32 protein-coding genes are annotated in these 26,966 nt (G+C 33.9%); 11 read left to right on the top strand and 21 right to left on the bottom strand.

Annotated elements, in window-relative coordinates; translation table 11 throughout:
• Positions 1-182 precede the first annotated feature (182 nt).
• Positions 183-1,487 (top strand): O-antigen translocase, encoded by a 1,305-nt coding sequence (locus tag HM990_RS04180; protein WP_178987737.1) that lies wholly within the window; start codon positions 183-185, stop codon positions 1,485-1,487.
• Positions 1,465-2,304 carry a phytanoyl-CoA dioxygenase gene (locus HM990_RS04185; RefSeq protein ID WP_178987738.1) on the top strand — a complete coding sequence of 280 codons (840 nt, stop codon included), beginning with the start codon at positions 1,465-1,467 and terminating at the stop codon, positions 2,302-2,304. The genes HM990_RS04180 and HM990_RS04185 overlap by 23 nt, the downstream gene beginning before the upstream one ends.
• Here the strand turns inward: HM990_RS04185 and HM990_RS04190 are convergent.
• On the bottom strand, positions 2,301-3,434 hold the full coding sequence (locus tag HM990_RS04190; RefSeq protein ID WP_178987739.1) for a glycosyltransferase: 1,134 nt from the start codon (positions 3,432-3,434) through the stop codon (positions 2,301-2,303). The genes HM990_RS04185 and HM990_RS04190 overlap by 4 nt on opposite strands.
• Positions 3,435-3,559: 125 nt before the next feature.
• Between HM990_RS04190 and HM990_RS04195 the strand changes: the two genes are divergently transcribed.
• Positions 3,560-4,642, top strand: a complete 1,083-nt coding sequence (locus HM990_RS04195; protein ID WP_178987740.1) for a glycosyltransferase — start codon at positions 3,560-3,562, stop codon at positions 4,640-4,642.
• A 9-nt stretch (positions 4,643-4,651) separates the two neighbouring features.
• Positions 4,652-5,053 carry a sugar 3,4-ketoisomerase gene (locus HM990_RS04200; protein ID WP_178987741.1) on the top strand — a complete coding sequence of 134 codons (402 nt, stop codon included), beginning with the start codon at positions 4,652-4,654 and terminating at the stop codon, positions 5,051-5,053.
• On the opposite strand, the gene HM990_RS04205 is transcribed toward HM990_RS04200, so the two are convergent.
• The 13 genes from HM990_RS04205 to HM990_RS04265 form a co-directional block, all read right to left on the bottom strand.
• Entirely contained in the window at positions 5,044-5,964 is a 921-nt protein-coding gene (locus tag HM990_RS04205) for a glycosyltransferase family 2 protein (RefSeq protein ID WP_178987742.1), read from the bottom strand. The two genes, HM990_RS04200 and HM990_RS04205, sit on opposite strands and share 10 nt — an antisense overlap.
• Positions 5,964-6,860: a glycosyltransferase family 2 protein gene (locus tag HM990_RS04210; protein WP_178987743.1), complete on the bottom strand. Its 897-nt coding sequence runs from the start codon at positions 6,858-6,860 to the stop codon at positions 5,964-5,966. The genes HM990_RS04205 and HM990_RS04210 overlap by 1 nt, the downstream gene beginning before the upstream one ends.
• A gap of 48 nt (positions 6,861-6,908) precedes the next feature.
• Positions 6,909-7,640, bottom strand: coding sequence for a class I SAM-dependent methyltransferase (locus HM990_RS04215; RefSeq protein ID WP_178987744.1), 732 nt, complete (start codon positions 7,638-7,640; stop codon positions 6,909-6,911).
• A gap of 27 nt (positions 7,641-7,667) precedes the next feature.
• On the bottom strand, positions 7,668-8,351 hold the full coding sequence (locus HM990_RS04220; RefSeq protein ID WP_178987745.1) for a cell division ATP-binding protein FtsE: 684 nt from the start codon (positions 8,349-8,351) through the stop codon (positions 7,668-7,670).
• 16 nt (positions 8,352-8,367) lie between these two features.
• Positions 8,368-9,348, bottom strand: coding sequence for a class I SAM-dependent methyltransferase (locus tag HM990_RS04225; protein WP_178987746.1), 981 nt, complete (start codon positions 9,346-9,348; stop codon positions 8,368-8,370).
• 139 nt (positions 9,349-9,487) lie between these two features.
• Positions 9,488-10,669, bottom strand: coding sequence for a tryptophan synthase subunit beta (trpB, locus tag HM990_RS04230; RefSeq protein WP_178987747.1), 1,182 nt, complete (start codon positions 10,667-10,669; stop codon positions 9,488-9,490).
• The gene (locus HM990_RS04235; protein ID WP_178987748.1) at positions 10,653-11,267 is read right to left on the bottom strand and encodes a phosphoribosylanthranilate isomerase; all 615 of its coding nucleotides are present in this window, start codon (positions 11,265-11,267) and stop codon (positions 10,653-10,655) included. Before HM990_RS04235 ends, trpB begins: the two co-directional genes overlap by 17 nt.
• Positions 11,268-11,474: 207 nt before the next feature.
• Positions 11,475-12,257 carry an indole-3-glycerol phosphate synthase TrpC gene (trpC, locus tag HM990_RS04240; protein ID WP_178987749.1) on the bottom strand — a complete coding sequence of 261 codons (783 nt, stop codon included), beginning with the start codon at positions 12,255-12,257 and terminating at the stop codon, positions 11,475-11,477.
• A 237-nt stretch (positions 12,258-12,494) separates the two neighbouring features.
• Positions 12,495-13,493 carry an anthranilate phosphoribosyltransferase gene (trpD, locus tag HM990_RS04245; protein WP_178987750.1) on the bottom strand — a complete coding sequence of 333 codons (999 nt, stop codon included), beginning with the start codon at positions 13,491-13,493 and terminating at the stop codon, positions 12,495-12,497.
• 115 nt (positions 13,494-13,608) lie between these two features.
• Positions 13,609-14,175: an anthranilate synthase component II gene (locus HM990_RS04250; protein ID WP_178987751.1), complete on the bottom strand. Its 567-nt coding sequence runs from the start codon at positions 14,173-14,175 to the stop codon at positions 13,609-13,611.
• Positions 14,176-14,495: 320 nt separating this feature from the next.
• On the bottom strand, positions 14,496-15,896 hold the full coding sequence (locus HM990_RS04255; RefSeq protein WP_178987752.1) for an anthranilate synthase component I family protein: 1,401 nt from the start codon (positions 15,894-15,896) through the stop codon (positions 14,496-14,498).
• Positions 15,897-16,228: 332 nt separating this feature from the next.
• The gene (locus HM990_RS04260) at positions 16,229-16,798 is read right to left on the bottom strand and encodes a YceI family protein (protein WP_178987753.1); all 570 of its coding nucleotides are present in this window, start codon (positions 16,796-16,798) and stop codon (positions 16,229-16,231) included.
• A 2-nt stretch (positions 16,799-16,800) separates the two neighbouring features.
• The gene (locus tag HM990_RS04265; protein WP_178987754.1) at positions 16,801-17,259 is read right to left on the bottom strand and encodes a MarR family winged helix-turn-helix transcriptional regulator; all 459 of its coding nucleotides are present in this window, start codon (positions 17,257-17,259) and stop codon (positions 16,801-16,803) included.
• Positions 17,260-17,361: 102 nt separating this feature from the next.
• Here HM990_RS04265 and HM990_RS04270 point away from each other — a divergent pair, with 102 nt between their 5' ends.
• The 5 genes from HM990_RS04270 to HM990_RS04290 all read left to right on the top strand — a co-directional run bounded on the left by HM990_RS04270 (position 17,362) and on the right by HM990_RS04290 (position 22,257).
• Positions 17,362-17,928 carry a TlpA family protein disulfide reductase gene (locus tag HM990_RS04270; RefSeq protein WP_178987755.1) on the top strand — a complete coding sequence of 189 codons (567 nt, stop codon included), beginning with the start codon at positions 17,362-17,364 and terminating at the stop codon, positions 17,926-17,928.
• 42 nt (positions 17,929-17,970) lie between these two features.
• The gene (locus tag HM990_RS04275) at positions 17,971-18,573 is read left to right on the top strand and encodes a thioredoxin family protein (RefSeq protein WP_178987756.1); all 603 of its coding nucleotides are present in this window, start codon (positions 17,971-17,973) and stop codon (positions 18,571-18,573) included.
• Positions 18,574-18,723: 150 nt separating this feature from the next.
• Positions 18,724-19,041, top strand: coding sequence for a rhodanese-like domain-containing protein (locus HM990_RS04280; protein WP_178987757.1), 318 nt, complete (start codon positions 18,724-18,726; stop codon positions 19,039-19,041).
• A 93-nt stretch (positions 19,042-19,134) separates the two neighbouring features.
• On the top strand, positions 19,135-19,545 hold the full coding sequence (locus HM990_RS04285; protein ID WP_178987758.1) for a rhodanese-like domain-containing protein: 411 nt from the start codon (positions 19,135-19,137) through the stop codon (positions 19,543-19,545).
• A gap of 309 nt (positions 19,546-19,854) precedes the next feature.
• Positions 19,855-22,257 (top strand): protein-disulfide reductase DsbD family protein, encoded by a 2,403-nt coding sequence (locus tag HM990_RS04290; protein WP_178987759.1) that lies wholly within the window; start codon positions 19,855-19,857, stop codon positions 22,255-22,257.
• A gap of 5 nt (positions 22,258-22,262) precedes the next feature.
• Here the strand turns inward: HM990_RS04290 and HM990_RS19790 are convergent, their stop codons facing one another.
• On the bottom strand, positions 22,263-22,415 hold the full coding sequence (locus HM990_RS19790) for a hypothetical protein (RefSeq protein ID WP_229719360.1): 153 nt from the start codon (positions 22,413-22,415) through the stop codon (positions 22,263-22,265).
• Positions 22,416-22,513: 98 nt separating this feature from the next.
• Between HM990_RS19790 and HM990_RS04300 the strand changes: the two genes are divergently transcribed.
• Both HM990_RS04300 and HM990_RS04305 read left to right on the top strand, forming a co-directional pair.
• The gene (locus HM990_RS04300) at positions 22,514-22,732 is read left to right on the top strand and encodes a TolC family protein (RefSeq protein WP_229719361.1); all 219 of its coding nucleotides are present in this window, start codon (positions 22,514-22,516) and stop codon (positions 22,730-22,732) included.
• Positions 22,733-22,832: 100 nt separating this feature from the next.
• Positions 22,833-23,816, top strand: a complete 984-nt coding sequence (locus tag HM990_RS04305) for a DNA topoisomerase IB (protein WP_178987760.1) — start codon at positions 22,833-22,835, stop codon at positions 23,814-23,816.
• Between the two features lie 77 nt (positions 23,817-23,893).
• On the opposite strand, the gene HM990_RS04310 is transcribed toward HM990_RS04305, so the two are convergent.
• The 6 genes from HM990_RS04310 to HM990_RS04335 all read right to left on the bottom strand — a co-directional run bounded on the left by HM990_RS04310 (position 23,894) and on the right by HM990_RS04335 (position 26,965).
• Positions 23,894-24,136, bottom strand: coding sequence for a DUF7672 family protein (locus HM990_RS04310; RefSeq protein ID WP_178987761.1), 243 nt, complete (start codon positions 24,134-24,136; stop codon positions 23,894-23,896).
• 2 nt (positions 24,137-24,138) lie between these two features.
• Entirely contained in the window at positions 24,139-25,095 is a 957-nt protein-coding gene (locus tag HM990_RS04315; RefSeq protein ID WP_178987762.1) for an aldo/keto reductase, read from the bottom strand.
• Positions 25,088-25,630 carry a peptide-methionine (S)-S-oxide reductase gene (locus tag HM990_RS04320; protein WP_178987763.1) on the bottom strand — a complete coding sequence of 181 codons (543 nt, stop codon included), beginning with the start codon at positions 25,628-25,630 and terminating at the stop codon, positions 25,088-25,090. Before HM990_RS04320 ends, HM990_RS04315 begins: the two co-directional genes overlap by 8 nt.
• 30 nt (positions 25,631-25,660) lie before the next feature.
• Positions 25,661-26,200: a peptide-methionine (S)-S-oxide reductase MsrA gene (gene msrA, locus HM990_RS04325; RefSeq protein ID WP_178987764.1), complete on the bottom strand. Its 540-nt coding sequence runs from the start codon at positions 26,198-26,200 to the stop codon at positions 25,661-25,663.
• Positions 26,197-26,652, bottom strand: coding sequence for a peptide-methionine (R)-S-oxide reductase MsrB (gene msrB, locus HM990_RS04330; RefSeq protein ID WP_178987765.1), 456 nt, complete (start codon positions 26,650-26,652; stop codon positions 26,197-26,199). Before msrB ends, msrA begins: the two co-directional genes overlap by 4 nt.
• 73 nt (positions 26,653-26,725) lie before the next feature.
• Entirely contained in the window at positions 26,726-26,965 is a 240-nt protein-coding gene (locus HM990_RS04335; RefSeq protein ID WP_178987766.1) for a DUF7218 family protein, read from the bottom strand.
• Position 26,966: the final 1 nt, after the last annotated feature.

A 26,966-nucleotide genomic window follows, 5' to 3' on the forward strand; every position in this document is an offset into this window, starting at 1 on the left:
GCTTAGTGTCTTTTGTGTAATAACTTAGATTAAGGAATAGAACTGAGAGCCAAGAATGCGGAATAATGAGGATATTATAAAAGAACATTGACTTTAGAAAAAAGAAAAAAGATTAAGGACTATAATTTACTAACAACTAACAACTAACAACTAACAACTAACAACTAACAACTAACAACTTATTGAAGCTTCCAAAATTTATTAGCAATAATATAGTACTTAAAATTACATCGCTTAACGCTTTGGTAATTGCCGTTCGGTTAGTTGTTTCGGCAATTGTGCAACGATTGTTGGCGGTAATGGTTGGTGAAGCTGGTATAGCAAGTATTGGGCAAGTACGGAATGTTATGGCAATGCTTACGAGTACGGCAACTCTAGGAACGTTTACTGGAATTGTTAAATATGTCGCTGAATTTAAAAAAGACCAACCAGAGCTTTCCAAGCTATTTTCTACGGTTACCGTTTTTATTATTCTAGGTTCGTTGTGTTCTGCAGTAGTATTGTTTATTGGAGCTTCATTTTTTTCCGATTACTTATTTAACTCGTCGGAATACATTTATATTTTTCAACTTTTAGCCGTTATTGTTCCGTTTATTGCCATTGGTCGTGTGGTCAATGCTGTAGTTAGCGGTTTGTCTGATTATAAACGCTATGCTAAGATTGAATTGATCAGTTACCTTTTGGCAACCGTCGCACTTATTATTGGACTTTACAGCTCAGAATTGAAAGGTGTGCTTATTGCCATTGCTTTTGCACCAGTTATTCAACTGATTGTTTTGGCTTTTGTATTTGGCAAAATATTGAAAACTTATGTGCCGTTTAAATCATTAAGTCTTAATCTTATCTATAGGAATAAGTTATTAGCATTTACTTTGATGTCCTTTATTTCCACGTTTCTTTTAAATTATATTGAGTTAAATATAAGAACCTTAATCACGGATGAATTGAACATTAATGAAGCTGGATACTGGACAGCGGTAACCTTTATTTCTAAAAATTATATGGTTTTTGCCACAGGGTTGTTTACCTTATATGTACTGCCAAAATTCGCAAGTATCCATACGAAACGTGAATTTAAGAACGAAGTAGTCAGCATATATAAAACCATTTTACCCATTTTTGGATTGGGAATGGTTTTGGTTTATGTTTTTAGACATTACATTATTGAACTTATTTATCCGGATTTTACAGGTATGGAACCTTTATTCAAGTGGCAATTGTTGGGTGATTTTATAAGGTTGGGCGCTTTGGTATTGTCCCATCAATTTTTAGCCAAGCGTATGGTTAAAGGATTTGTGATTACTGAAATAATTTCTTTAGCGCTGTTTTTTGTGCTTTCAAAAGTGTTTATTCAATATTACGGTACTGAAGGTATTGTGATTGCCCATTTTGTGAGGTATATCATATATTTTGTAATGGTTATATTTATTATTAAAAATTACTTTGATAACCAAAAGGAAAAAAATGATGATGGAGAAAATATGTAAATTATATATTGATAATAAACCCTTTGAATTTAAGGTTGAAGGTGATTTTTTTTGGGGAAAACCAGAATTGCTTTATCCTGAAAAGGATAATGTATTATCTAAAATGCCATGGGAGAATCAAGGTTATAGTATTGTTGAAGCATTTGAGAAAGATGATTTTTTAAAACTTCAAAATTCTGTAAAAAAAATAATTATTGACGCTTTAACGGCTAATAAAATAGTTGTTGATGATGAAAAATTTGATTTAAAGAATTATCATAAATATGTAACCACTAATGCGCTTCATAATCAAGTGATAGATATAACCCGTAATCTTGAAACTTCTGATTTTGATTTTGATATCGACCAATTGGCTAAACGGTTTGGAGATATTTTGGGCTACAAGTTGACTTCCTATGTAGAAGAGCTAAAAAAATCACATATACAAATACGAATTAGCAGACCAAATTCTTTAGATATAAATCCGCCGCACAGAGATGGTTATTTGAGTTATTGGGAAGATATTATAAATGTTTGGTTACCCATTGCAGGCTGTAACGAAAAATCATCTTTACCAGTGATGCCAGAAAGTCATTTGATTCCTGAAAATGAAATTTTAAGAACCGAAAGTAAGGGTGCGAAAATTAACGGCAATATTTATTATGTGCCCTGTATATTGGAAACAAAATCAGGCGTGATCAATATGAAAAGACCTAACCCTAAAGAACGTGAAGCATTAGTGTTTTCTCCATTTCTAATACATGGTGCTGCCGTAAATGAAAATGTTGATATAACACGGGTTTCCTTAGAACTACGCTTTCCGAAGCAAAATAATTAAGCCCATTTTTTCAGGAATAATTTGGCATTGGTTATATGATTATGATGCGTTTCAACAAACTGTCGTGCATTCTTTGATATTTCAATAATTTTTTCCGGATTTTCAATGAGCCATTCTAATTCAGAGGCTATTTGCTTTGCATTTGGAAGTGCATTAATGGCAACAGTATCTTCTTCCAATTGGTAATAATCTAGCCATTCTTGTTCTGCGCCAGTAAATACCACTTTGCCTTTTGCCATTGCTTCTAAAGCATTATAACCTTGATCGTAGGCATAAACTTGATCAAGTAGAATATGTGCAGTATCAAATGTGGTGATATAATCTTTATAAGGTAAATTTTCGACTTGGATTATAGTGATTTTATTTTCATATTTAGTTTTAATGAGGTCTAGAGCAGCTTCAAAAATGTCATTTCCTTTTTTGTAGTAATTACTTCTGTTGATGCCGTGAAATATAATTATCTTATCTTTTATTACAGGTTCCATATAAGTAATGCTATCCACATTGATAACGTGAGGAATCATACCTAAATGTTTTTTATGGCCTGTTAGTGGTAGATAATAATCGAGATCAGAAGAGATGACCCCAACACTATTATCGTAAATATGATGGTGCAATTTCACAAATCCTGGTGTCAAATATTTTAGTCCCAACGAGAAATCTGCAGGTTTCACACGTCCCTCAAAATAGGGCGTAAGTATAGAGTACCTGAATTTTTTTTCCATTGCAAATTTTACACTAGGGTAATCCGTACCACAGGATAACAGAAAAATTTTGGAATTCCAGCGACTTAGTAAATCAAAGATTTTCTTTTCATCTTCAGGTAAACAGAGAAAAGAAGATTCATTTATAAATTGGACAACATCATAGCTGCTAAGTTGCTTTTTATTTTTTAGCAATTGCTTTTTTACCTGAAGAAAATGCAAATCAACATTAAATAATTTTATTAATAGAGATCTAACTTTTTTTAATAATCCTAATCGAAATTTTTGGGATATCTCAATATCAACATTAATTTTTTTAAACCCATCGTCCAGACCGACAACAACAGCGTCATGTCCTAAACTCAACAGCCCTTCTTTTAAATAGCGATGTGACCTATTATATTCACCGACTAACAAAACCTTCATGCGTTTATGGTATTGATTTTAATAATGTATTTGAAGCATTTGATTAACCTTATATTTGAGTGGACATTGTTCAAATATGTATGTTTCATATATATCCTTACATTTGTTCTCAAAGATACTAGTTAATGCTAAAAGGCAATAATAAAAAGATTTGTATTGTTACATTGTCTCTGGCAGATGGAGGTGCCGAACGTTGCGCTGGCCTATTATCTCAAATTCTTTATGATGTTGGTTATGATGTTCATGTGGTTAGCGTGCTCAATGCGATTGAATTTCCTTACAAGGGAGAAATGCTCAATTTAGGAGAGCTAAAAGATGAAAATGATTCTATCTTCGGAAGACTGAATCGATTAAGGGTTTTTAAAGCCTATTTAAAAGAACACGATTTTGATTATGTCATTGATAACAGAGTACGTATTGGTTTTTTAAAGGAATTGATTATATCCAAATTCATCTATAATCCTAAAAGAACTATTTATTGTGTACATAGTTATAAAATTGATCATTATATCCATCCAAATAAGTTTTTAGGAAAATTACTGTATACCAATGCTTATAAAATTGTTGGCGTTTCTAAAGCAATTGCTAAAAAGATTCATTCAGTTTATAAATTAAAAAATGTATTATCAATTTATAATTCTATTAAATTTGAAGACGATGTTAAAGAACTAAAGGATAAGGGAAATTATATTCTGTTTTTTGGACGCTTAGAGGATGATGTAAAAAATGTTTCGTTATTGCTAGAAGGATATTCAAAATCAAAATTACCGAGTCAAAATATTAAACTTAAAATTTTAGGTAATGGCGAAGACTTAGATAAACTAAAAAAGAAGTCTGAAGTTTTAGGATTAAGCACTAAAGTAGAATTTGTATCTTACAATCCAGATCCATCTTCAATCGTTAAGTCAGCATTATTTACAGTGTTAACCAGTAGGTACGAAGGATTTCCTAGGTCAATTATAGAATCTTTGGCGCTCGGTACACCAGTGATTTCCGTAGATTGTAAATCTGGACCTAATGAGATTATTGAAAACAATCATAATGGCTTATTGATAGAAAATTACAATTTAGACGCATTGGCAACTGCTATGAACCGACTTGTTACGGATAAAGAATTATACTTACATTGTAAACAGAACTCTCAATCTAGTGTGGCACATTTTTCCGAGGAAAATATTGCAAAACAATGGCAATCTATATTAAGGTAAAATAGAAATATGAATACTATAGACAACGTTAGAATATTAGAAATCCCTAAAGTACATGACGAACGCGGATTTTTAGCAGTAATAGAAAAAGACACCATTCCGTTTTCCATTCAACGCGTTTATTATTTATATGATGTGCCTAGCGATAGTTATAGAGGAGGTCATGCTCACAAAGAGCAACAATCGGTAATCATTGCTTTGAGTGGTAGTTTTGAGGTTACACTAGACGATGGCAAAACCAAAAAACGAATAATGCTCAACAAACCCAATCAAGGATTGTATTTGCCTACAGGCATTTGGAGGGAAATAGATGATTTTTCTTCAGGTTCTGTATGTTTGGTTTTGGCTTCAACAGAATATGATGAGTCTGAGTATATCCGTGATTATGAGGGTTTTATCAATCAGCTGTGAGGGTAATCCATCCGCACTCCTTTAAATGATTGTATTTTAAGGAATAATATTAAGAGCCATTTAGGAGTATTTATCAATAATCTTTGTCTTTGGCTAATGTTAGACGTATTTAAATGCGATGTAAAATACAAGAAATTCTCTTTGTCATCTTGTAGTTTACTAAGGATAGCCATGGCATACCGATTTCTGTCCAAGAACTTTTTTAAAAATGGATTTTCTTTTTCTTGGTCAAAATACTTATCAAACTTTGGTTTTTTATTCAAATCAAAAGATGTACTGGATAAACTGGAAACATCATAATTATAAGTTGCTAATCGCTTATTTATATAAAGAATGTCAAAATGTAAACCAAATCTAATCCATAGATCAGTATCTTCACCGCTGATTAGCGAGGTGTCAAAAAGACCGGTTTTTACTAAAATAGATTCGTGAAAAACGACACTCGAACTTGTAATAAGTGTATATTTCTTACTCGCTTTAAAATAATTATGTTTACTATAAAGTTCTGTGGGATTAAAGCTGTATTCAACAGCAACAACTTTATCATTATATTTCTGTGATACACCTGCTGTAAAAATTTTAATTTCTGGAAATTTGCATATAGCATCATACATATGTTGCAAATATGAGGTGTCCCAAGTGTCATCACCATCTAAAAGCGCTATATAATTTGATGATGCTTCTTTCATTCCCGTGTTCCTGGCTTGTGATGCACCTTTGTTTTGAGTGGTAATGAGCCTAATCCGTTGGTCTTCAATTGATTTGATTACCGCTTCACTTTTATCAGTAGAGCCATCATTAACAATTAGTATTTCAAAATCTGAGAACGTCTGATTTAAAACACTTTCAATAGTATGCTTAATGTACTTTTCTTTATTATAAACGGAAATGATTACAGAGAAAAAAGCCATTATTTTTTTGAGTTTAAATAACAATAATACGTTAATCGGTAGAAATCAAAAATCTTGAGTGATGGTTTTTTTCCTAATAAATTTTTTCTAAAGGCACCTTGATATTTGATATAAAAAGTGGAAAGCACTTTCGAAATGCCTTTATTTTCAATATTAGCATACATTTTTGTGATACGCGTATAGTTAGTTGGTAGTAAATCTTGCTTCACAAATAAATCTATGGCCGCTACGGAATCTAAAGATTTTTGTAAAAATGTTTCACTGCTTTCAATTCCTAGATGATAAACAGGATTCTCAATATGTTCAATCTCAATATTGCGCTCTTTTAAATTATAGGAAAATAAAGTATCCTCGTGTCTCAAGTTAGGAATGTCTTCATTAAAACTTACCTTGTTAAAAACGCTTTTATGTATTAGGAAGCTTAAGGTTAAAAAACTCAAATATTTGTTTTTATTACGTTGTTTATATGCTAGTGCCTCTCTTTCTTTTCCATAAATCCATCGCAATAAATGGCTATCGTTAACGCGGTTTTCAGGATACAATATACCTCCATATATAATCTCCGATTTTTTTGAAATAGAGTTAAGGTATAAGTCAATAAAATTTTTATGCTTTGGCATGACATCGGCATCTAAAAAAAGACACCAATCGTATTTGGCACTTTGAGCCAACTTGTTTCTTATGGCACTACGTCCAATGTTTTTAGGAAGAATAGTATACTTACAAAAAGGAAGTGCGTTTATATTTTTATTGTTTTCCTGAATTGATAGATTACTGGAACAGTCGTCTAAACACAATATTTCAAAAGGTTTTGTTGTTTTAGATAGCTGACTGTGTATTTCAGAAACAAGCTCTAAAATATTATAATTGTAAACAGGGATTAATATAGAAATCATAACTATTTGCAAGGTTTTAACTTGAAATACATCAGTTGGATACCAAACTTATTTTTTACCAATTAATATAGTTTCAGGTTTCAATCCAAAGGTTTCAGAACTATTATTTTCAAAGGTCATAATTTCAACTCTAAAACCAACAGATTCTAACCGATTTTGTAAACCCTTGATTGAATAAATTCTAACATGGTCTTCTTGTCCAAAAGCTGTTTTTCGAGCGTCTTCGGATGTAATGCTTGTGTCTTCATAAATATTTCCATTCTTAAATGGTGTTTGTATATAACAGATTCCATTGGGTTTAAGAACGCGATACAATTCTGACATTGCCTTAAGGTCTTCATTAATATGTTCTAACACATGATAACAAATAACGAGATCAAAAAAATTGGATTCACTGTCAATTGCCGTAATATCGTAACTATAATCAGCAATAAATTCGTTTTCATAGTCTGAACTATAATAGCTGATATCTTCAATCTTCCTTAATCTTTCTGAAAGCGAACGTGGAGGCGAAAAATGCAAAATAGTGCCTTTGAGTATATTAGCTTCATTTAGTAATTTGTATAGTCTACGCGTGCGACTCCTACTGCCACAGTTTGGACATAATAAATCGTGATCATCGAGATTTACAAAACGATTTAGATTGAAATGGCAAATATTGCATTGATACTTATCGCCTTTATATCTTAAGCTAACGAGTTTTCTGAAAAAGAACTCATTTTTCTGTAATAGTTGTTTTGGAACAATTAGTTTAGCTATTCTTTTTAAACTAGTATACATTGAAAAAGTTTAGACGAGTTCATTAAGTTAACTCTTACGTTGCACAACTTCAAAAACCTTGTTTTCGTCGCACTTCAAGGTTTTACTTGGGTATTTTAAAAGCAAAGCATAGTCATGGGTTGCCATTAAAATAGTATTACCGTTTTTATTAATGTCTTGCAAAACTTCCATAACCTCTATACTAGTTTGTGGATCTAAGTTTCCTGTTGGTTCATCGGCTAAGATAAGTTCAGGGTCATTCAATAATGCACGAGCAATGGCAATACGCTGTTGCTCTCCACCAGAAAGTTCATGTGGATATTTAAAACCTTTAGTTTTCATGGCTACTTTATCTAAAACAGAATCAATACGATCTTTAATTCTATCCTTTTCTTTCCAGCCAGTGGCTTTTAACACAAATTCTAAATTACCAATAATAGTGCGATCTGGCAATAACTTGAAATCTTGAAAAACAATACCCAATTTTCGTCTTAAAAACGGAATATCATTTTCCTTCATGGTTTTTAGATTAAAATCAACCACAGAACCTTCACCTTCGGTCAATTGTAAATCACCATAAAGCGTTTTCATAAAACTACTTTTGCCGCTTCCCGTTTTTCCTATGAGATAAACAAAATCACCTTTTTGCATTTCTACGTTTACCTTAGATAGTACCATACTGTCTCCTTGGTAGATAGTTGCATCTTTTAGTTTTAAAATTGAGTCTGACATATATTAAATAGAAAATTTAAATGGTATTGGGTTTGTATATACCAAAGATATGGTCACTTGGGTGTTTTTTCAAATAATTATCTTCATATTCAAATAATTGATTAAGAATATTAGTCTTTTCATCGTTGAGGTCCATGAAATGATGTGCTATATCCTTAAGGGTAAGTGCAAGGATATTCCCTCCATAACCCGCTTCATATACAGTTGAATAATTTTTACGAAGTGCTGGTATTATACTTGCTGAATCTACACATTCGGAAGGATCAGCTAATATCATCCTAATGAGTCCTGGTCCATAAACTTTATTTTTGTATACGTTAAGTTTATAACGTTTCCTAAGAGGTTTAGGTATTAATTTTAAAGCTTTATTTATAGCCGAAATTTGTTCTTTTGGGAATTGAAGCCTTGTAGGGCCAGCGTATTCATTGATGATAAGAAATCCTTCGGGCTTTAAGAGTTGTTTTATTTGGTGTCCTAATAGCGACTCAATTTCGGTAAAATGATGTAAAGAAGCTTTAAAATATATAATATCAAACTTAGTTTTTAATTGTGAAAGTTTATTTGCGTCTTGAATCCGGAATTTAATATGATGCCATTCGTTATCTTTTGCTATTTGTTTGGCCTTGATAAAAGGTTTATCGGCAATATCGGTACAAATAATTTCTTCGAAAATAGAATGTTCAGCAAACGCAAGTTCTGACGAACAATCACCACTTCCTAAGGATAGCATTTTTAAGTTTTGCTTATCTTTTAAAAACTTATCAACAGTAAATTTTTCAATGCCTAAATCCTTATCTCCAGTTATGAGCTCATGCCATCGTTCTTTCACCTTTGGAATAATCCACCAATTGGCAGCTTGAATATTTTCATGATTAAAAGCTGTCTTTGCACGTTCAATTTTATTGATATTAAATTTTGAAGAAATAAAACTTAAGCCTCGTTGTTTGAGCTTTGTGTAGGTTTCAATAAAATCATCGAACGTAATCAATCGTTTCATGGAAAATATCACTTTTAAGTGTGTAAAAATAGGACTTATAAACTAATATTTTTCGTAATCCATAAATCTAATTTAGATACAAATCAAGACATATGGTGGGCATTAAATTTTATATGCTACAAACCAATATCAAAATTGGTTACAACTTAAAATAATCAATATAATTCTGTAAGTCTTTATCACCACGACCAGATAAATTTAGAACAATGATATCGTTTGGTTTGAATGTTTTGTGCTCAAATACGGCCAAAGCATGAGAAGTTTCGATAGCTGGAATAATACCTTCTAACTGGCATAGTTCGAATCCAGCCTTCATAGCTTCATCATCAGTAATGGCTATAAATTCTGCACGACCTGTTTTATATAAATTAGCATGCATTGGACCAACACCTGGATAATCTAATCCGGCAGAAATGGAATAGGGTTCTGTAATCTGTCCATCATTGGTTTGCATTAATAAGGTTTTACTACCATGAATAATACCTTCTTTTCCTAGCACCGAAGTTGCAGCACTTTCTCCAGAATCAACGCCTAATCCAGCAGCCTCAACGGCTATGATATGGACATTTTCGTTGTCAAGATAGTGATAATAAGTGCCAGCAGCATTACTTCCTCCTCCAACACAAGCAATGAGATAATCGGGATCTTCTGTGCCTTCTTTTTCCAAAAGTTGACTTTTAATCTCTTCAGAAACCACAGCCTGAAACTTGGCCACCATATCTGGATAAGGATGAGGGCCTACTACACTTCCAATAATATAATGTGTATCAACAGGGTTGTTGATCCAATCACGTATTGCTTCATTGGTGGCATCTTTTAAAGTCCGACTTCCGGACAAAGCGGGAATTACCGTTGCGCCTAACATTTTCATTCTGGCGACATTTGGTGCCTGTCTTGCAATATCAATTTCACCCATGTAAACGATACATTCAATGCCCATTAATGCGCAGACAGTTGCTGTTGCAACACCATGCTGACCTGCTCCAGTTTCGGCAATAATCCTGTTTTTACCGAGACGTTTGGCCATAAGGATTTGACCTATGGTATTATTGATTTTGTGAGCTCCAGTGTGGTTGAGGTCTTCACGCTTGAGATATATTTTTGTATTGTATTTTTCGGAAAGTCGTTTGGCAAAATAGAGTGGAGAAGGTCTGCCAACATAATCCTTTAATAAAGCATTGAACTCTTCTTGAAATGAGGGTTCTGCCATGATTTTTAAATAATTTTGGCGCAATTCCTCTACATTTGGATAAAGCATTTCTGGAATATATGCGCCTCCAAACTCTCCGTAATAACCTTTTTCGTTAATGTTGTAACTCATACCTAAACTTTTCTAATTCTTCAATGTTTTTTAATCCTGGCTCTCTTTCAAATTTACTATTAATGTCAATAGCATAACAATATTTTGAAGCAGGATATTTTTTGAATTCTTTAATTTTTTCAATGTCTTCTAGGCCAATACCGCCACTTAAAAAATAGGGTTTGGTGGAAGGGTAATTTTTAAGAACATCCCAATTAAAACTGAAACCATTGCCTCCAGGTAATTTTCCTTTAGTATCAAATAAGAAAAAATCGCATACCTCTTCGTAAGGTTGAAGCACGTTAAAATTGAATTCGTCTTTAATACTAAAAACCTTTATGACGTTAACATGGTTTATTGCGGCGCAATATTCTGGCGACTCATGGCCATGCAATTGAACTACTTGCAAGTTAAATTTCTTTATCGTATCCAATACGATTTCTATTTTTTCATCCACAAAAACACCAACTTTTTTAATTGTATTTGGTAATTTAGGGATAGTAGTGGTGAATTGTCTAACCGATTTTTCATAAAATATAAAGCCCAAAAAGTCGGGTTGCAGTTTAGCAACAGCTTGGATATTATCCTCATATTTCATTCCACAGACCTTTAGTTTCATAATTCTTGCGAAAGCGGGAATCTTACCACGCTTCTTTCTTTTATAATTCCTGCGAAAACAAGAATCAATTTAGCTCAATTTTATTTTTCCATTTAAGATCTACAAGGTTTCAAAAACCTCGCAGGTCACTTATCGATTCTATGTGTTCTTTCCTTTTTTCATCCGAGTTAGAATTCTTCTCCTCTGGAGGAGCTAGTGGAGGCTTTTTTATATTAAGCTCTTTATAAATTGTTTCGCACTTTCTCCAGGATTATCAGTCTTCATGAAATTTTCACCAATTAAAAATCCTTGATAACCAAAAGGCTGCAACTCCTTTATGGCTTCGACTGAACTTATGCCACTTTCGGAGACTTTTACAAAATCGTCGGGAATTAATGTGCTTAATTCTTTTGATATTTCTAAGCTAACCTCAAAAGTTTTAAGATTTCTATTGTTTACGCCTAACATATCCAAAGATGGCATAATGGATTTATGTAATTCGTCTTCGTTATGTACTTCAAGTAAAACATCAAGATTTAAACGTTTTGCTAGTTCTGAAAATTGTTTGATTTCAGCTTTTGTTAAAATTGCAGCAATGAGTAAAATAGCATCTGCACCAATGGCTTTGGCTTCAATAATCTGATATTCATCAATAATGAATTCTTTTCGTAATAAGGGTAAGCTACAGCTTTCTCTGGCATTGATTAAATCGTCCATAGTGCCGCCAAAATAAATTTCATCGGTTAAAATTGACATGCCACAGACTCCGGCGTTTTCATAACCAATAGCAACATCTTCAACCAATGAAGTATCGTTGATAATGGATTTTGAAGGCGATTTACGCTTAAATTCAGCAATAATACCAGAGTTGCTGGCTCTTAATTTGTTTGAAAGTGAAGTCGTTTTCATTCCAAAATAAGGCAATTGCTCGTAAGCTTCAATAGGAATTAATTCTTTTTTGAGTTTAACTTCCTTGTGCTTGTCTTTAACTATTTTATCTAATATATTCATGTTTTTTAGTTTTCAGTCCGCAGTCCACAGTCCACAGTCCACAGTCCACAGTTCGCAGTCCGTAGTTCCGCTTCTTCACTTTATATTTCTGAAAATTGTCTATTCCCACGTTGTCGAAATTTAGGACATTCATGTTTACTATATTTCGTTTTAAATTCAAAATTATTTTTTTGCTTACTGCTTACTGCTTACTGCTTACTGCTTACTGCTTACTGCTTACTGCTTACTGAGGACTGCCTACTCTTTTCCACTCAACGCCACCAACGTATCCAAACTCACTTTCGCTTTTCCACCTAACAAGGATTCCTTCGCCAAATCAAAACCTTCTTTATGGGACATCTGTTTTGCAGTAGCTATGGCTAATCCTGCATTGGCACATACAACATTGTTTTGGGCTTTAGAACCATTTCCATTTATGATTTTTGTAAAAAGCTTAGCGGCTTGCTTTACGGTGCTTCCTCCAAATATTGCTGATTGTTCTACACTATCAACTCCCAATTCATGTGGTTCAAAGAGGGTTTCGGAGGTGTTGGAAATTACCTTTGTTTTTCCTGTTAAGGATATTTCATCATAACCATCCAAAGCGTGAACTATGGCATAATTCTTATCGGATTCTTGGTACAAATAGCCGTAAAGCCTTAATAGTTCGAGATTAAATACACCTACCATTTGATTTTTTGGAAATGCAGGGTTTACCATTGGACCCAACATATTGAAAAATGTTTTTACACCAAGCTCTTTTCTAATGGGTGCCACATTTTTCATTGCTGGATGAAATAATGGTGCATGTAATACACAAATCCCTGCTTCATCGATACTCCGTTTTAAAAAATCAATATCATTTGTGAATTTTATACCCAAGCTTTCCATGACGTTTGATGATCCACATGCCGATGATACGCCATAGTTTCCGTGTTTTGTCACATGGATTCCTGCGCCTGCGGTTACAAAGGACGATAAGGTAGATATGTTAAACGTATCTTTTCCATCGCCTCCTGTTCCGCATAAATCGATGGTATTGTAATCTTCTAAATCTACAGGAACACAAAGTTCTAAAAGTGCATCCCTAAATCCTCGAAGTTCGTCTAAAGTTATACTTCGCATCATATAGACGGTTAAAAATGATGCAATTTGACTTTGGTTATATTTTCCTGCTGAAATATTAACCAAGACATTTTTTGCTTCTTCGCTTGAGATGCTTTCTTGGTTGATTAGTCTGTTAAGTAGTTGTTTCATTCCTATCCCTAACCCTTTCCTAAAGAAAGGGAACTGTTGTATTTATTATTAATTCAAATTTTATTTTTGCTTACTCTGAACCTGAATACTGCGACTGCGACTGAAAACTACTCTATCAACCCTTCACCCAATTCTCCAAAATCCGTTTTCCATTCGGTGTTAGAACAGATTCAGGATGATATTGCACGCCCTTAACATCATAAACTTTATGTCTAAGCGACATTATCTGTCCGTTTTCATCAAATGATGTAGCTTCTAAGCTTTCAGGTAAATTGATGTTGACCACCCAAGAGTGGTATCTACCAACTTCAAATGTTTTATCAAGTCCTTTGAATAAGGTTTCATCATCAACTGAAAGTGTCACATTCGTTGCAACACCATGATAAACATTATCTAAATTTTCTAAGGTACCGCCAAAGACTTCACCAATAGCTTGCTGTCCTAAACAAACACCTAAAATACTCTTAGAGGAAGCATAGGTAGCGATAATTTGTTTTAATAATCCTGCCTCATCTGGAATTCCTGGTCCTGGTGATAACACAATTTTATCAAACGCATCAACGTCTTCGAGTGTTAATTTATCGTTTCTTTTTACGGTTACTTCACAATCTAAATCTTCCAAATAATGGACTAGATTGTAGGTGAAACTGTCGTAATTGTCTATGACTAATATTTTTTTCATCTTTAGTTCCTGTGAAAGCGAGAAACTTCTTTTAATTAAACTTCTTTTTTATTTCTGTTCATTTTGTCTTGATACAAAACGAACCAAAAAATCAAAACGATTTATAAGGAAATTGCTAAAGCACCATTCGCTTTCAAAGCTGGATGCTTGAAGCTTCGCTTCGCAGTTCCGCTTTTTCGCTCATTATTTCTGAAAATCGTTGTTTTCGACTTCGTCGAAATTAAGGACATTAATCTGTGCCATTTTTTGTTAGATCCCAATTCATATTCATTTTTTCTTTTTAAAACTTTGAACTGAATACTGCGACTGCAAACTATTTTTCAAATGTCCTCAGCCTGTTCAATCGCCTTTGTTAATGCCCCAAGCTTATTATAAACTTCTTGCAATTCACTTTCCGGATTTGATTTTGCAACTAATCCAGCGCCTGCTTGCCAGAATAATTTATGATTCTGACTCAAAAATGTTCTAATCATAATCGCATGATTAAAATTACCGTTAAAATCCATAAAACCAATGGCGCCACCATAATATCCTCTACTTGTTTTTTCATATTTTTCTATGAGTTGCATAGCTTTATGCTTTGGTGCGCCACTCAACGTTCCTGCCGGAAATGTATCAGCAACAACCTGCATCGTATCCGTGTTTTTATGAATAGTGCCTGTCACTTTACTTACCAAATGAATCACGTGCGAAAAAAACTGTACTTCCCTATAATTCTCAACCGTAACTTGGCTTCCGTGTCTGCTTAAATCGTTTCGTGCCAAATCTACCAGCATTACGTGTTCACTATTTTCCTTTTTGTCTTTAATTAATAGTTCTGCGAGTTCTGCGTCTTTAAGGTCATTTCCACTTCGCTTAAAAGTTCCTGCAATTGGGTGAATTTCTGCTTTTCCATTGCTAACCACTAATTGTGCTTCTGGCGAACTTCCGAATATTTTAAAATTCCCATAATCGAAATAAAACAGGTATGGAGAAGGGTTGATGCTTCTCAAAGCCCTGTAGACATTAAACTCATCTCCACTAAATTGTTGCGAAAATCTTTTAGACAATACCAATTGAAACACATCGCCTCTTCCACAATGTTTTTTTGCCAATTCTACGTTACTTTTATACTCGTTATCAGAAAGATTGGATGCAATGTCGCCTTTGGTTTTAAAATCGTAAGATGCATATTGCCTGGTTTGGATTAATTGAAGAATATCGTCAATATTATTTTCGGTATCAAAACAATGCGCAAAAATATAAGCTTCGTTTTTAAAGTGATTTATGGCGATTATATTTTGATAAACGGCATAATAAACTTCAGGAATGGCGACGGAATTTTCTTTTTTCGAGATTTCGATATCTTCAAAATACTTTACGGCATCATATGCGGTATATCCAAAAATACCATTATTGATAAATTTGAATTCTTCATTGGAATCGACTTTAAACCGTTGTGTGAATTTGTGAATTTCTTCAACTACACCAACCGTGTCAACAAAATTGGATTTAGAACTTCCATCTGGATAGGTTTGGTAAATCGTATCACCTTCAACCTTAATAGAAGCAATGGGATTACAGCAGATATAAGAAAAACTGTTATCGTTAGCATGATAGTCACTACTCTCCAAAAGAATACTATTCGGGAATTTATCTCGGATTTTAAGATAAATGCTCACAGGAGTTATGGTATCTGCTAGGATTTTTTTGTAATGTGTGTATAAACTAAATGTTTTCATGTTTATGCTGAACTTGTTTCAGTATCTTTTGTTTTTTGCATCTCTTCTTATTAGAGCTGTGTTTCATGTTTTTGATTCTGAAATAAATTCAGAATTAAAAAAGGCTTGTCGTGAATGACAAGCCTTTTTTTATATAATTACATAACAAGGATGATTTCACTAACGTAAGTTTGAGAAATTCCACCACCAAGTATGATTTGTATTTATGTTCATTGAATGTCAAAGATAGATATCAAATGTTTTATTTCAAACTAAAATGCAGAAAAAATTCCTGTATTGATAAATTTATCATCTCCACAGGAACTTACCGCTATTAATCAAGGTGCTAATAATTAGAATGATAAGTTGACATTTAAGTCGAAATTATCATATATAGCTTTATCTTTTAATCCATCAAAAAAGCTTGAAGAACCATATTTAATATCATATTCTGTTCTGTCTATTTCTAAAGATGCTTTAGCTGAATTTTTATTTACGGTCATTGAAAATTCTACTGGTTTAGTAGTTTCTTTTATAGTTAGGTTAGCTTTTACTTTGTAATTACCATCTTTACCAGACACGTTTATAAATTCTAATGTTGCTACCGGAAATTTTTCTATACCAAAAAAGTCTGCAGATTTTAAATGACCATCTAGTTTACCTTTATATTCACCTTCTAAATCCGTAGTATTGATAGATGTCATATCCATAACAAATGTTCCTCCCGTAAGTGTTTCTCCATCAAAAGTGAGTTTGCCGCTAGCAAGATTAATTGTTCCTTCGTGCTGACCTGTAACTTTATAACCTTTCCATGTTACCGAGCTTTTTTCAATGTCTACTATTTTGTCTGAAATTGCTGTATAAGACATAAATGATAGCGCTAATATAATTAGCATTCCAATTTTTGAATTTCTGTTTTTCATAATTATTGTTTTTTAAGTTTTAATAAAAGGTTATTTAATTGCATTAACTCTTCGTGAGTTAAGTTTTTTGTTAAGTTTTCTTCAGTGGTATTTATAATTGGATCAACTATTTTTAAGGTTTTTAACCCTAAATCTGTAATTAAAATTTCTACTTTTCTTCTATTGGCTTTACATATATTGCGTTTAACAAATCCTTTTTTTATTAGTTTGTCGACCAGTCTAGTGGTATTACTCATTTTACTTACCATACGTTCTTGTATATCTTGTAAATTAATTGGGTTACCATTTTGACCTCTTAAAATTCTGAGTACATTAAATTGTTCTAAGGATAAATCGTAAGGTTTTAATTCTAGTAATAAATCATCTTTAATGTAATTATGAGAAAAAAACAGATTGATTACTGTAGCTTTATGCAACGGTAATTCTTTATTTGTTTGTAATCTTTTTTTTAACTCTTTCATATACAACAATTGTATATACAAATGTATATTTTTTATTTGAAATAATCACTAATATTTTGTTAAAAATTAAAAGTTAAACATTTTGATTAATAAATTTATAGCATGAGGTATTTATCACTTATAGTTGTACTGTTATTAATGTCTTGCAAAAATGAGACGTCATCCAACGATATAGAGAAGTCAAACCAAAAATCATTGGTAGATAAAGTTGACCCTAATATGGAGCAACCAGAAACTAATAGAGCATTTGAGGTATATGACTATGATGGTTTAGAACCTTTAATTAATAAGGACAACAATAAGGTACATGTTGTTAACTTTTGGGCAACTTGGTGTGCGCCTTGTGTAAAAGAGCTACCATATTTTGAAGCAGTTAATGCAAAATATGAAGATGAAGAGGTAGAAGTGTTATTGGTTAGCTTAGATTTCCCAAAGGATTACGAAACTAAACTAACGCCATTTTTAGAAAAGAAGTCAATAACATCTAAAGTGGTAGCTTTAGATGATACGGACCAAAACAGATGGATTCCCGCAATTAACGAAGAGTGGTCTGGAGCATTGCCAGCAACTATTATATATAAAGGAGATAAACGACAGTTTTACGAAAAATCATTTACACAAGAAGAATTAGAAACCGAATTGCTGAAATTCCTGTCTGACGATAGGTAGATATTCAGCATTAAAAAAACAATTTTAAAAAAAATAGAAAACATGAAAACACTAAAATTATTGGCAATTACTTTAATATTAACATGCTCTGCTTCGGCTGTAAATGCCCAAGGTTACAAAGTTGGTGAGACAGCCACAGACTTTAAACTTGAGAATATTGATGGTAACATGGTGTCCTTATCGGATTACGAGGATGCAAAAGGATTCATCATTACTTTTACCTGTAATACTTGTCCTTATGCTGTTGCTTACGAAGACAGAATAGAAGCTTTAAATAAAAAATATGCCGCCAAGGGCTTTCCTGTTATAGCTATTATGCCAAATAACACCGAGGTTAAACCTGGCGACAATATGGAAGCCATGAAAACAAGAGCTGAAGAAAAAGGTTTCACGTTTCCATACTTAATGGACAAAAATCAGGAGGTTTATCCACAATATGGCGCAACGAAAACGCCTCATATGTATGTGTTGCAAAAAACCGATAAAGGTAATGTGGTAAAATATATTGGTGCCATAGACGATAATTATAAGGATGAAGATGCCGTAAAGGAGACGTATGTTGAAGATGCTGTCGATGCCCTTTTAAATGGAGAAGAGGTTAAAGTGAAAGAGACGAGAGCAATTGGTTGTTCTATAAAGGTTTAAGTAACCAATGATAAAGTAAAATAATCCTTAGTTCCTGAATCATGTTCAGGATAAACTGTTAAAAAATGAATCCGTTGTGTAACACTTCGGATTTTTTTTCGTCTATATCACAAGGAAATGTTAATTTTGCATAAAATTTAAATACATATAATGGCAGATTTATCACAAGACGATTGGGCAAAACAACTAGAAAAAGATACTAATGCAGTTGTTTTGGATGTTAGAACACAGGAAGAAGTTGATGAAGGTATTATCCCTAATGCAATTCATTTAGATATTTATAAAGGTCAGGCTTTTGTTGACGAATTAGAGGAATTGGACAAGACCAAAAACTATTATGTGTATTGCAGATCAGGAGGGAGAAGTGGTCAGGCATGTGGAATTATGAATCAATTAGGTTTTGATAACGCCTATAATTTAAAAGGTGGTTTTATGCAATGGCAAGGCGAGGTGGCCTATCAAGAATAATAGTTGTTAAAAAAGTGATGGAATTTGTGTCTATTATCTGACTATGGTATAATTTAATAAAAAGTCCTTCCCAAAGGGAAGGTTAGGATAGGAATGAAAAAAGTAGTGTTAATCTGTTGTCTCTTTGTGGCCTTTGGCTTTAACATCAGTTGTATCGATAGTAAGCTAGACAACTCAGAGGTAAAACTGGTGACGGCAGAAGAAATGCAATCTATTTTAGAACTGGAAGACGTGCAGTTGGTTGATGTGCGCACGCCAAAGGAACATGAAGAAATTCATATTGCCAATGCTCAGAACATAGATTTTATGTCTCCAACTTTTGAGGAGGACATTTCTAAGCTCGATAAAAAGAAACCTGTAATTTTATATTGTAAATCTGGTGGACGAAGTGCCAAGTGTGCTAAAAAGATGAAAGACGCTGGATTCGAAAAAATATACGACCTCGAAGGTGGCATTTCCAAATGGAAACATTCCGACAAACTAGATATTAAAGTTAAATCATAATTTATCTAAACATTTAATCTTAAACCGAACCTTGTGTTCGGTTTTTTTTATTAGTGAAACTCTGTATTGAAAAGTTGCGAAGCAATGCATTCAAAACCGTTAGTTGAACTAATCCCGCTTTTACAGCGGGATCTCCGTTTTATAATCTCGACCTTTGGGTCAATTTTCAGCGGCCAAGACTTCCCCAGAGGTTTATTACCTTTTATTGCCTCAATTCATTTCCTAAATTCTTAAGGTTTTTATAAATTAGACCACTGTAAATTAAAAACAGAAACACTTCTGTTACATTTGCAAATTAACTTGTAGTTTATGAATTTTAAAAAAGTACTTCTGCTTTGCCTTTTGGCGTTTTCTTTTTCATTCAATTTGTTTGCCCAAGTTTATGATCCAGTAAAATGGGAAACTAAAGTTGAAAAGGTTTCTGATACTGAATACGATTTAATTTCTACAGCAACAATCGATTCGGGTTGGCATTTGTATTCGCAAATTGTACCGGAAGGAGGTCCAATTGCTACAGGCTTTTCATATAAAACCAATCCAGATTTTGAGCTGATTGGCAAAACATCTGAAGAAGAAGGACATGTCGTTGACGATCCGGTTTTTGAAATGAAAATTAAGTTTTTTGAGAACAAGGCCGAGTTTAGACAACGCATTAAGATTTTAAATAAGGATTTATCTATTGTTGAAGGGGAAGTGGAACTTATGGTCTGTGATGACGAAAAATGTTTACCGCCAACTTATGTTGATCTCAAATTTAATTTGAAACCGTCGAAAGTAGTTGAAGCTGATTCAGAAGATAAAGCTGTGAGTTTTAGTAATTCGGAATCCAAAATATTTGAACCTGTAAAATGGAATACCTCAGTTGAAAAAATCAGTGATTCTGAATACGTTTTGGTCTCAAAAGCATCCATAGATGAAGGATGGAAGTTGTATTCCCAAAAAGTGCCTGAAGGTGGTCCAATACCAACAGGATTTGAATATACCGTTGAAGATGGTGTTGAGTTGGTTGGAGAAACCACTGAAGAAAAGGGCAAAGAAGTCATGGATAAAGTCTTCGAAATGAAGATTAAGTTCTTTAAGAATACTGCTGAATTTAGACAAAAAATTAAAATTTTAGATAAAAGCACCACTTCAGTTTCATCCGAAGTTAGCTTTATAGCTTGTGATGATGAACGCTGTTTAGCACCTACTTATGTAGATTTAGAATATGATTTAACCGAAATTGTAGCGGCTCAAAATGCTATTGATGATAATTCTGATTATGAAAATGAAGGGTCAAGCAGAGGCTTATGGTCTATTTTTATTATCGCCTTCTTTTCAGGGTTTGTAGCTTTATTGACGCCTTGTGTTTTTCCAATGATACCAATGACAGTAAGTTTCTTTATCAAACAAAGTCAATCTAAAGCCAAAGGCATCCGTAATGCAATTATTTATGGATTATCAATTATCGTAATCTATGTGTTATTAGGAACAATAATCACAGCTATTTTTGGGGCAGATGCATTGAATGCCTTAGCCACAAATGTCTGGTTTAATCTTATTTTCTTTTTATTATTGGTGGTTTTTGCTATTTCATTCTTAGGTGCTTTTGAAATTGTACTGCCAAATTCTTGGGCAAACAAAGCCGATAGACAAGCCGACAGAGGAGGTCTAGTCGGAATCTTTTTTATGGCATTGGCTTTAGCTATTGTCTCTTTTTCTTGTACAGGACCTATAGTTGGGACTATTCTGGTTGAAGCCGCTTCAAAAGGAGGTGTTGCGCCAGTAATAGGAATGTTAGGCTTTTCATCAGCTATTGCTTTGCCATTTGCTTTATTTGCGGCATTTCCAGGTTGGTTAAATTCATTGCCAAAGTCAGGTGGTTGGTTGAATACGGTTAAGGTTGTTTTAGGGTTCTTGGAATTGGCATTGGCGTTTAAATTCTTGTCCCAAGCCGATTTAGTACTACAATTACATATTTTAGAACGTGAAGTATTCTTAGCCATTTGGATAGCTATTTTTGGAGCTTTATCATTATATCTTTTAGGTAAAATTCAGTTACCTCACGATTCGCCTTTAAAACACATTTCGGTAGGACGATTATTATTAGGATTGTTAACCTTGTCGTTTACCGTTTATATGATTCCAGGACTTTGGGGCGCACCATTAAATTTGATTAGTGCCTTTCCGCCGCCATTAGATTACTCAGAGTCTCCTTATGGCGTCGGAAATTCTAAAGGAGGTGGCAGTGCAGTAAGTCATGCCGATTTACCAGAAGGAGCTCATTTATTGGCACCGCATGATATTTTAGCATTTAATGATTATGATAAAGGACTGGCATATGCCAAAGAAGTTGGTAAACCGGTAATGCTGGATTTTACGGGTTGGGCTTGCGTCAATTGCCGTAAGATGGAACAGAATGTTTGGGTAAAACCAGATGTTTTGTCCAAATTAAAAAACGATGTAGTGCTTATCTCTTTATACGTGGATGAGCAAATTGATTTTCCTGAAGGCGAAGCTCCGGATTCTAAGTTAAGACCAGGGAAAAAACTCAGAAATAAAGGCCAGAAATGGAGCGAAATGCAAACTATAAAGTATAAAACGAATACACAGCCTTATTATGTTTTGATGGATCATAACGAAGAAAATCTAATCGAACCTGTGGCTTACACGCCAGATGCGGAAAAATATAATGCCTGGTTGGAAGAAGGGATTGGGAATTTTGAGGACTGAATAATTTAAGACACCCAACTAAAAACAGAGCCTTCGCCTTCAATACTTTTTACAATAATTCTGCCTTTATGAAGTAGCATAATTTGCTTGTAAAAGCTTAGGCCAATACCGCTTCCAGTCTCTTTGTTGTTAAAGAAAAGCCACGAAAATGTTTCCAACTATGTCTTATGGAGTTTCAGGACTATAGTCGTAAACTTTAATAACAACGTCTCTATTCGGGTTTTGTGAGGCTTGAACTTTAATTTTTGACAAGGATGTGGCTTATAAACGTTATCAAAGTTTAGAAAAACAAGTTGAAGCGTATGAAGAATCTTATCAAATTAATGACATCAGATTTAAAAGCGGTGTTTCTAATTTCTTAAATTATATTCCTAGTAAAAATAATTTAGATAATACTCGGGTAAATCTAGCCAATGCTAAGTATAAATATTTGTTACGCGTAAAAGCCATGGATTATTACAGAGGAGCAGTGTAACTTACAGTTCAAAATTGATATGGGTACATTTTGTGGCTTTTAAGCTAATGAGTTTCCAGTTAAAGTATTTATTTTATGCTTTATTAATTGGATTCAAATCATGTACTACAGAAAAAAACATGGCAGAGGTTTTCGTTATATCGATAACTCTAATAATACGGTCAAAGATGCCAAATTAAAGGAATGGTTTAAATCCTTAGTTATACCACCTGCTTGGACAGAAGTGGAAATTGATGCAAAGAAAAATGCCAAGATTTTAGTTACTGGTCGCGACGATAAGGAAAGAAAGCAATATATCTACAATCCAAAATATAGGGAAAAACAAAATCAAGAAAAATTTGACCGTATTCTCAAGTTTGCAGATCAATTAGAACATATGCGACGTGTAACTGGTCAACATCTTCGAAAACGCACATTAGTGAAGGAAAAGGTGCTTGCGTGTATGGTGCGGCTTTTGGAATCGGCATATTTCCGACCTGGTAGTGATTATTATGCTAAGGAAAACGAAACGTTTGGACTCACCACCATGAGAAGTAAACATCTTCAGATTGAAGGCGAAGAGCTTGTTTTCAATTATACAGGAAAGTCTGGTAAAGCGCAAGAGCGCCATATTGTTGATAAGAAATTAGCAAAAATTGTACAGGAAATTGATGAGTTGCCAGGTTATGAGATTTTTAAATTTATAGATGAAGACGGTAACAAGCAAGACGTAAAAAGTGACCACCTCAATGACTATATTAGAGAGGTGATGGGCGAGGAGTTTTCAGCTAAGGATTTTAGGACTTGGGCAGGAACCGTGATTGCAGCCATCGCTTTGGATGAAATTGGTTATTCCAAAAAGCAAGACCAAAAAGAACTGGATAAGAATATTCGTGAAGCCGTCATCAAGGTAAGCGAAAGGTTGGGCAATACACCATCTGTTGCGCGAAGTTCTTACATTGATCCACGTGTCATAGATGAATACATTGATGGAAAAACCATTAATTATTTCCAAAAGGAAATTTCACATCTCTTAAAAGAAAACGAAAATCTTTCACGAGAGGAAGTTGGGGTTTTGTGCATGTTGAGTAAAAAATTGAAATAAGGTTCAACAGCGATTTTGACGAATTTTACAATTTGTAGCCAATTTTAAGTATGACTATGAATGACTTTAGAGGATAATTAATTTAACATTAAATTCGAGACCTTCTCGCCAAGCCAATAGCCAAAGCCTAAAGTGAGGGGATAGGCAATAAAGAGCCATAAATAGTCAAGGATATTTAATTTTGAGAACGCAGAACTTCCATCCTTGGAAAGTAATTCTATAAATCCATACCAAGATTTTAAACCCAATTTTCCGATAATACCATTTGCTAGAATAGCGATAATTAGAATGGCCAAGCCAATGATGTAAAGTCGTATCATATTTAATTCCATTTTAAATCACTACGTTCCTGCCAATAATGTTTGGGAGACACCGAGAGTGACTTGAGTTTCAATATTTCATTTTCGTTCAATTCAAATTCCATAGCTTTCAAATTCTGATTTAGTTGCTGCAAATCTGACGCACCACTTAGCACAAGTGTTGGCTCTAAATATTGCATAATAAAGCGCATGGCAATCGCATCAATTCCTACATGGTATTTGGCTGAAAGTGATTCGAGATACTGATAAGCTTTTTGATAGTTCTGAAATTTTTCATTTCGAAATACTCTGCCATTTGCTAAAGCTTCTTTTATAATAATCGTTTTGCCTTTAGCTATTAATGCTTTTAAAATTTTAAAAGTAGAAGATTCAAAAATGTTAAAAGTCACTTGGTAACTATCAAACAATTCCTCACCATCAAATACAACGTTTTGCGCTTTTTTAATGATGCTTTCTTGTTCAGTTCCACTAGATGACATTCCGATTTTTATGTGGTGCTTATGTTTTAATTCATGCAATCTCATTAAAACAGCAGTATTGCTTAAAACACCACTTTCTAAAGTTGCAGAGTGAATTTGATAAATTTTTAGATTTGGTAATAAACCTTTTGAAACTTCCCATTGTTCATTCAACTTTTCAATAGAATGCTCCTTTATTTCATGCTTACCAGAAAATCCAATTTCCCAATTGGCAACATAAGTATAGCCGAATTTTGTGGAGAGATTAATATCCTTGTGAGCTCTAGAAGTGTTCCAATCCATCAAAAACTGCTCGCCCAAACCATAAGAAGGCGCCACATCAAAATCTCTAATACCGAGTTGGTAACTTTCGTCCAAGACCTTAAAAGCATTGGACTTAAAGGCTTCAACGGATTTATCGATATCCGTTTTTGACCTAATATTTATATAATCCGGTCGTCCCAAGGCGGCAAGACCTAATCCTATTTTTGTGTTACTCATTTTTAATTGGTACTTCAATCAGCTTTAATTTCTCAGGAATAAAATCAGAATCAATTTGGTCTGAAAAATGGTTTAAAAGCATTTTCAATTTAGGATTTATAAACCGTTCGCAAAAAGGTTTCTCTGGATTTTTTTGATAGTAATTTCGAATGGCTTCACGAGACGGTTTAAATTCTGAAAATGGATACACTTTTGTGACCAGTTTATTTTCAAATTTAGTTTGAAGTGTATTCAAAATACCTTCAGCTTCTATCTTTTGAATTTCCGAAAAGTAATAAATCGCCGAACGGTATTTTTTTCGCATGGCATGTTGGGAGGTGCTTTTGTGCGTATGCAAATGAATTTCAATCAAGGTTTGAAGCGTTATCACTTCAGAATTAAAATGAACAATAACCGCTTCAGAAAATGTATTATTTTCGTCAGTTGAAGCGACGTAACCTTGTTCAACCTTTTCTACACCAATCAACGCTTGAAAAACAGCTTCTGTGCACCAATGGCAGCCACCTCCTAGAGCTATTTTAGTTTTGTAAGCCATTTATTAAAATCACTGCATTTAATCTAAAAATTATTTCAATTTATCAGCATGTAATTTTCTAAGCTTAGCCAATTTCGGATCAATCACAAAACTACAATAGCCGTAATCAGGATTGTTTTCATAAAAATCTTGATGTTCTTTTTCAGCGTCGTAAAATATTTGTGCTGCAGATAATTCAGTGACTATGGGATCTTCGTAATACTGAGCCAATTCTTTAAATACAGTTTCGGCAATGTCCTTTTGGTTTTCGTTATAATAATAGATGACCGACCGATATTGTGTGCCACGATCTGCGCCTTGCTTGTTAAGACTAGTCGGATCGTGAGTGGTCATAAAAATGATCAGAATATCTTCGTACGAAATCACGTTGGCATCAAAAGTAATCCGCACGACTTCGGCGAATCCGCTTAATCCAGAACATACTTCCCTATACGTTGGCCGTCCTGGCGCTTTTCCACCAGTATAGCCCGAAACTACTTTTTCGACACCTTTCACTTCCTGAAAAACGGCTTCTGTACACCAAAAGCAGCCTCCACCAACCATGGCAGTTTGTAAATTTTTAGTGGTCATTCGGCAATCTCCTTATCTAAGACCATGGATTCTGAATTGATGCAATAACGCAATCCACTTGGTTCTGGACCATCGGGAAACACATGTCCCAAATGCGCATCGCAAGTATTGCACATCACTTCTACGCGTACCATTCCGAAAGTGGAATCTTTTTCGTACTTAATGGCATTTTCTTTTATGGGCTGTGTGAAGCTTGGCCAGCCTGTACCGGAACTGAATTTTATGGTAGAATCAAATAAAGGCGTATTACAACAAACACAATTGTATTGTCCTTCGTCATAAATACTACAAAGTGCGCCACTATGCGCTCGTTCTGTGCCTTTTTTTCTGGTGATTCTGAATTGTTCAGGTGTAAGTTGAGCCCTCCATTCGGCTTCCGGTTTTTCAACCCGCTTATCTGGAGTTGGATTTCCTTTTACGGAAAAGTTGATAATATCTTTCCAAGTTAACATAGGTAATTTTGTTTTTTTATAAAAATAGTCGAAATTTCATCAAAATACTTTCATGCCGTGACGACTTTCAGCTTTAATTATTTCTTAAAGCACTAATCAGCTCACTTTTTTTCATTTTTGAGCGTCCTTCTATGCCAACATTTTTGGCCTGATCGTATAGTTCGTCTTTATTCCATTCCTCATAAGGGTCTGACTTTCCTCCTTTTTCGCCCGCATTTGGTGTGTTTGCAATGCGAGCGGCTTTCTCTTTACTATAGCCTTTGTTGCGTAAAGCTTCATATTGGTCTTCGTTTTTTATCCTTGGCTCTCCCATA

This window comes from Winogradskyella schleiferi, from assembly GCF_013394655.1.
In the GTDB taxonomy this organism is placed as follows: Bacteria; Bacteroidota; Bacteroidia; order Flavobacteriales; family Flavobacteriaceae; genus Winogradskyella; species Winogradskyella schleiferi.

Coding starts and splice junctions, on each gene's coding strand:
- HM990_RS04185 (WP_178987738.1), top strand. CDS start 1,465: ATGATGATGGAGAAAATATGTAAATTATATATTGATAATAAACCCTTT.
- HM990_RS04190 (WP_178987739.1), bottom strand. CDS start 3,434: ATGAAGGTTTTGTTAGTCGGTGAATATAATAGGTCACATCGCTATTTA.
- HM990_RS04195 (WP_178987740.1), top strand. CDS start 3,560: ATGCTAAAAGGCAATAATAAAAAGATTTGTATTGTTACATTGTCTCTG.
- HM990_RS04200 (WP_178987741.1), top strand. CDS start 4,652: ATGAATACTATAGACAACGTTAGAATATTAGAAATCCCTAAAGTACAT.
- HM990_RS04205 (WP_178987742.1), bottom strand. CDS start 5,964: ATGGCTTTTTTCTCTGTAATCATTTCCGTTTATAATAAAGAAAAGTAC.
- HM990_RS04210 (WP_178987743.1), bottom strand. CDS start 6,860: ATGATTTCTATATTAATCCCTGTTTACAATTATAATATTTTAGAGCTT.
- HM990_RS04215 (WP_178987744.1), bottom strand. CDS start 7,640: ATGTATACTAGTTTAAAAAGAATAGCTAAACTAATTGTTCCAAAACAA.
- HM990_RS04220 (WP_178987745.1), bottom strand. CDS start 8,351: ATGTCAGACTCAATTTTAAAACTAAAAGATGCAACTATCTACCAAGGA.
- HM990_RS04225 (WP_178987746.1), bottom strand. CDS start 9,348: ATGAAACGATTGATTACGTTCGATGATTTTATTGAAACCTACACAAAG.
- trpB (WP_178987747.1), bottom strand. CDS start 10,669: ATGAGTTACAACATTAACGAAAAAGGTTATTACGGAGAGTTTGGAGGC.
- HM990_RS04235 (WP_178987748.1), bottom strand. CDS start 11,267: ATGAAACTAAAGGTCTGTGGAATGAAATATGAGGATAATATCCAAGCT.
- trpC (WP_178987749.1), bottom strand. CDS start 12,257: ATGAATATATTAGATAAAATAGTTAAAGACAAGCACAAGGAAGTTAAA.
- trpD (WP_178987750.1), bottom strand. CDS start 13,493: ATGAAACAACTACTTAACAGACTAATCAACCAAGAAAGCATCTCAAGC.
- HM990_RS04250 (WP_178987751.1), bottom strand. CDS start 14,175: ATGAAAAAAATATTAGTCATAGACAATTACGACAGTTTCACCTACAAT.
- HM990_RS04255 (WP_178987752.1), bottom strand. CDS start 15,896: ATGAAAACATTTAGTTTATACACACATTACAAAAAAATCCTAGCAGAT.
- HM990_RS04260 (WP_178987753.1), bottom strand. CDS start 16,798: ATGAAAAACAGAAATTCAAAAATTGGAATGCTAATTATATTAGCGCTA.
- HM990_RS04265 (WP_178987754.1), bottom strand. CDS start 17,259: ATGAAAGAGTTAAAAAAAAGATTACAAACAAATAAAGAATTACCGTTG.
- HM990_RS04270 (WP_178987755.1), top strand. CDS start 17,362: ATGAGGTATTTATCACTTATAGTTGTACTGTTATTAATGTCTTGCAAA.
- HM990_RS04275 (WP_178987756.1), top strand. CDS start 17,971: ATGAAAACACTAAAATTATTGGCAATTACTTTAATATTAACATGCTCT.
- HM990_RS04280 (WP_178987757.1), top strand. CDS start 18,724: ATGGCAGATTTATCACAAGACGATTGGGCAAAACAACTAGAAAAAGAT.
- HM990_RS04285 (WP_178987758.1), top strand. CDS start 19,135: ATGAAAAAAGTAGTGTTAATCTGTTGTCTCTTTGTGGCCTTTGGCTTT.
- HM990_RS04290 (WP_178987759.1), top strand. CDS start 19,855: ATGAATTTTAAAAAAGTACTTCTGCTTTGCCTTTTGGCGTTTTCTTTT.
- HM990_RS04305 (WP_178987760.1), top strand. CDS start 22,833: ATGTACTACAGAAAAAAACATGGCAGAGGTTTTCGTTATATCGATAAC.
- HM990_RS04310 (WP_178987761.1), bottom strand. CDS start 24,136: ATGATACGACTTTACATCATTGGCTTGGCCATTCTAATTATCGCTATT.
- HM990_RS04315 (WP_178987762.1), bottom strand. CDS start 25,095: ATGAGTAACACAAAAATAGGATTAGGTCTTGCCGCCTTGGGACGACCG.
- HM990_RS04320 (WP_178987763.1), bottom strand. CDS start 25,630: ATGGCTTACAAAACTAAAATAGCTCTAGGAGGTGGCTGCCATTGGTGC.
- msrA (WP_178987764.1), bottom strand. CDS start 26,200: ATGACCACTAAAAATTTACAAACTGCCATGGTTGGTGGAGGCTGCTTT.
- msrB (WP_178987765.1), bottom strand. CDS start 26,652: ATGTTAACTTGGAAAGATATTATCAACTTTTCCGTAAAAGGAAATCCA.
- HM990_RS04335 (WP_178987766.1), bottom strand. CDS start 26,965: ATGGGAGAGCCAAGGATAAAAAACGAAGACCAATATGAAGCTTTACGC.